Origin of the sequence: Phenylobacterium sp., from assembly GCF_030693805.1 — a bacterium.
Taxonomy (GTDB): Bacteria; Pseudomonadota; Alphaproteobacteria; order Caulobacterales; family Caulobacteraceae; genus Phenylobacterium.
Genome location: NZ_JAUXZW010000039.1, coordinates 1 through 4,442, shown reverse-complemented (window position 1 = coordinate 4,442; position 4,442 = coordinate 1). Strand labels below are relative to the sequence as shown.

The 4,442-nt window shown below is 69.4% G+C and carries 3 protein-coding genes and 1 pseudogene; 1 reads left to right on the top strand and 3 read right to left on the bottom strand.

Going from position 1 to position 4,442, the window contains the following annotated elements:
- Positions 1-177: 177 nt before the first annotated feature.
- Complete coding sequence (locus Q8M88_RS01780) at positions 178-1,203, bottom strand: hypothetical protein (protein WP_305594480.1); 1,026 nt, start codon at positions 1,201-1,203, stop codon at positions 178-180.
- Positions 1,200-3,149 (bottom strand): hypothetical protein, encoded by a 1,950-nt coding sequence (locus tag Q8M88_RS01775; RefSeq protein WP_305594478.1) that lies wholly within the window; start codon positions 3,147-3,149, stop codon positions 1,200-1,202. Before Q8M88_RS01775 ends, Q8M88_RS01780 begins: the two co-directional genes overlap by 4 nt.
- Before the next feature lie 124 nt (positions 3,150-3,273).
- Here Q8M88_RS01775 and Q8M88_RS01770 point away from each other — a divergent pair, with 124 nt between their 5' ends.
- The gene (locus Q8M88_RS01770) at positions 3,274-4,305 is read left to right on the top strand and encodes a hypothetical protein (protein ID WP_305594476.1); all 1,032 of its coding nucleotides are present in this window, start codon (positions 3,274-3,276) and stop codon (positions 4,303-4,305) included.
- Here the strand turns inward: Q8M88_RS01770 and Q8M88_RS01765 are convergent.
- A pseudogene (locus Q8M88_RS01765) lies at positions 4,302-4,442 on the bottom strand (IS5/IS1182 family transposase); the annotation flags it as partial. The gene Q8M88_RS01770 and the pseudogene Q8M88_RS01765 overlap by 4 nt on opposite strands.

Genomic DNA, 4,442 nt, shown 5'->3' with positions numbered 1-4,442 from the left:
TCGAGGTCGGCCAGCCGCCGGTCGTCGCGCGCACGCACCAGCTGGGTCGCCACGGCGTCCAGTTTGCTGAGCAGCGCCGAGGGCTGCGGCGCACCCGGCCGATCCTGTGTCGCCATCTCCGCCTTCGTGGTCATTTTCATGAGAGCCGTACAGTTTTCCGCTGCGCCTAGCGGATAGTCACTTCGGTTGCGCGCGCAACCATTCCAGATAGCTGCCGGGTCCGCTGGCGAACGGATCTGGGAACGCGGCCTGCAGGTCGCCGCGCTGGCGATAGAGCACCCGCTCGGCCTTGGCGATCGGCGTGCCGTCGGCGAACGACGCATAGCTCCACCAACGCTCGGGGATGGCAGGGTCGGTGGCGGCGGCGATCTGGCGGCGATACCAGCTCCAGATCTCATAGACCGGGAAATTCCCGCCCGCGTAGCGGCGGGTCATGGTGTCGCCTAGCGGCCCCAGCTTGGTGAAGTGCCAGAAACGCAGCGGCGCGCCGTTCACCCGGATCGCGCCGTCCTTGCCAATCTCAAGCGTGCGGCGGCTGAGATTCCAACTTGCGACATTATAGCCGGGATCGCGGATCACCTTGACCTTGTCGAACAGCGCGGGGACGTGGTCGCACCAGCGCTGGTCGACGAACAGGCCGCTGGGCATGTCGTCATAGCAGTACGACAGCAGCCGATCGCTCCACCAACGGGCGAAGCGCAGGCCCTCGCCGCGGGCGCGGACGGCGACGAAGCCCAGGTTGAAGATCCCGGTGCGCGAGGCGGACAGGTCGTTGTCGAGGATCGCGGCGACATCGTCGTTGGCGTCGATCAGGTGGGGCGTCAGCAGGATGTCGTGGTCTTCGAGCCAATGCTCCAGCGGCGCCAGGCTCTCGAACACCGTCGTGTCCGGATCCAGGTAGATCACCGCATCGGCGCCCGACTGGCAGGCCTGCAGCATGAACGGGCCCTTCACCGCGGTGCAGGCCTCGACCACGTCGTGCTTGAACAGCCATCCGGGGAAGTCGGCGACGCCCAGTTGGTCGGCGAACACCACCCGGTCGAACGGCTCCGATTCGGGTTCGAAGGAGAAGTCCGGGGGCGCCGTGTCAGTGATCAGCGCCACCAGCTCCCACTCCGGATGATGCCGGCGGAGCGACTGGAACAGAACGCGCGCGCGGTTCAGATAGGTGAAGGTGAAGCTGGAGTAGCAGAGCACCTTCACGCGGGCGTCCTCACGCCCAGCAGGTCGACGGTGAGCGCGCTGTACTCGAGGGCGCGAACGCCGGGGCGCCGCACGGCGCGCGCAAGCTCCAGAATCGCCCCGCTCTCGAACGCCGCATGCAGCGCCGCCTCGTCTTCCAGAACACGACCGCAGCCGTCGGCGGTCACGAACGCCGCCACATTGCCGCTGTCGGGACCGGTGACAACGGCGGCGCCGGCGGCGGCGGCCTCGTAGGCGGTGAAGGAGAAGGTCTCGCGGCACAGCGACCAGATCAGCGCCACATCCACGTCGAGCGCGGCGATCGCCTCGCGCATAGCGTCCGGACGCTCGGCCGAGACGGAGACCTCATGGAAGGCGATCGGCAACCGTCCGCCGCCGCGTTTGCCGAGGTGCAGGAAGGTGTAGCGCGGGTCGTCGGCGAACTTCAGCGCCAGGTCGCGGAAGATCGGCCAGCCCTTGTGCGGCGCGGCCATGCCCAGGAAGGCGATCCGCATCGGACCGGCGGGGGTATCGGCCGGCGCCCCAGGCGCACCTAGGCGGGCGTGGGGGTGGACGATCGCCGCCTTCGCCGGATGGTTCCAGCCGGCCCGCCAGGCGGTCAGCGCCGAGGCGGACGGCGACACGACGGTCAGCCCCAGCGAAGCGAACAGACGCCCGTAATCGTCCAGATGCCGGTCGCGCAGCGGCTGGTAGGCGCAGACCCCGCAGGCCGGGCTGTCGGGCGGCGGCGCGCCGCAGTCCTGCACGTCGTTGCGCATCAGGTGGAACCCGGCGCACAGGCTGGCGAAATCGTGCAGCCAGAAATAGCCGTCGCTGAGGCCCAGCGCCCCCAACAGGCTCAGCACCTCGTCGACGCTGTGCCCGAGCAGATTGTGGATCGCGAAGCTGCGCTCGCCGCTGGCCGGAAGCGAAGCCAGGGCGTCGATCACGGCGTGGATCTCGAACTCGCCCAGCAGTTCGCCGTCCAGCACCACGCCCAGCGGGCAGGTTTCGGTGACGGCCCGCAGCGCCGGCCAGGCCCTGGCCGGATGGAAATGCAGGTGACTGCGTCCCACCGCGCGGATGTTCGCGGATTCGCGCTGCAGACAGAGCTGCACGCCGCCGACATTCAGGCGGTAGTCGTCGTGGCTGAACGTCACGTGCACGTCCCTCAGGCCGTCGGACCGCGCGGCCAGCGCCTGGACCAGTCCTTGCGGCGGGTCGTGCGGTAGGGCCGCGCAGACGAAGGCCAGTTGCTCCACCCGCTCGTCGACCGGGGCGAGTTTGGAGATCACGTCGAACCGGAAGCCCAGGTTGTGCTGCGCGCTGCGTCCCTCGGGCCGGCCACGCGTCAGGTAGTGGACGAACGGATTGGCCGTGGACATGGCGACGTCGGCATAGGCGTCGACGTAATCGACCATCGAGAACGTCGGATTCGGGTCCCGCATCTCGCGCCAGCCCAGCGACAGGAAATGCTCCAGCGGGTCGACGCCGGCGTCGGCTACGTCGGAGTTGGCGTCCAGATAGAAGGCCTCGTCGAACTCGGCCGCGACCATGGCGCGCTCGGTGGGCGAGGCGTTCAGGGCGGGATCGCGCGTGGCGCCTTGCGGCGGATCCGGCGGATCGAACCGCCACGCGCCGTGGCGTCGCTGACGCCGCAGCCGCGCCCGGTAGGCGTCGCCTTCGCTGGAAGCGGCGATCTCGCGGCCCTCGCGCCCGCCGGCGGTGACGAAGTGGAACAGCGGGTTGACGCCCGCCGCGGCCACATCGGGATTGAGCTCCAGATACCGGCGCGTCGAGAACCAGGGCGCGGGATCGCGATCCTCGCGCCACCCCAGGCTCGCGTAGTGGGCGCAGGGCGTCATCCGCGAGGCGGCGAAGTCAGGATAGACGGCCCGGTAGAAATCCGCATCCATCGCCGCGGCGATCGCCAGTTGGATTTCATCGTTCGAGGCCGTAGCGGCCATGGCGCCTTCCTCTTGGGACGATCCGCTCTGTGCAACGATTGTCCCGCACGATCAACCACGCGCGGGTCTTGCCCCTCCGGCCGCGCGGCCATAGAGCGGTTCGCCAAGCGTCACTGGAAGTTGCATGACATCGCCGCCGGCCTCCGTTCCTAAGTCCGTCCTCGGTCCCTCCGCCGCACGGACCGCCTATCTGGTGCTGGGCATGCATCGCTCGGGAACGTCGGCGGCCACGCAGTTGCTGGCGCTGGCCGGCGCCGAGCTGCCGGCCAATGTGATGCCGGGCGATGAGCACAATGAGAAGGGCTACTTCGAGCCCTGGAAGATCGCCATGTTCAACGACCGCCGCCTGCGCGCCAGCGGTGGGGCGTGGGACGACGTCTTCGGCTTTCCTCATCGCCCCCTGCCCGCGGCCGAAGAGGCTGCCTGGCGCGACGAGGGCGGCGCGCTGTTCGACCAGGAATACGCCGGCGCGCGCCTGCCGCTGATGAAGGACCCGCGCGTCACGGTGCTGTTGCCGTTCTGGCGCGAGATCCTCGAGCAACGGCGTATCGCCGCGCGCTGCGTGATCCCCGTGCGCCATCCGCTGGCGGTGGCCGGCTCGCTGGGCCGCCGCAACGGCTTTTCCGTGGAGAAATCGGTGCTGCTGTGGAGCGCCTATATGCTCGCGGCCGAGGCCTACACCCGCGACCTGCCCCGCGCCTTCGTCGGCTACGACGCCCTGCTCACGGACTGGCGGGCGCAGGCCGCGCGCATCGAAGCCGCGCACGCGGAGCCCCTGCCGGGCCTGGATGCGAAGGCGGGCGAGGCGATCGACCGGTTCCTCACTCCCGACCTGCGGCACAACGAGACCGGCGAGGGCCTGGCGCGCGCGGGCGACGCCGGCGCCGTCGCCCAGGACGTGTTCGACTGGTTCGCCGCCGCGGCCGCCGATGCGAACCCCGACTCGGCGCTGCTGACGCGGGCCCGCGCCAGGCTGGACGAGATGCGGCTGGCGATGGGGCCGCTGGTGTCGGCGACCACGCGGGATCTGGACGAGGCGCGCAGCGAACTGATCGAACTGCGCCAGAATCACGCCTATCTGCAGTCGCTGTATGATGGCCTGCGTGAGGAACGCAGCGCGGCCGAGACGACGCTGGACGCCCTGCTGTCCGACTAGGGCGTGGACTCAATAGCTCGCAGCCAGAGCCTTGCTGAGGCGAGTGCAACGGCTGCGAGGAAGTTCCTGGCGGTCTTTTCGAAGCGTGTGGCGACCCGTCGGAACTGCTTGAGGCTGCAGAAGTAGCGCTCGACGAG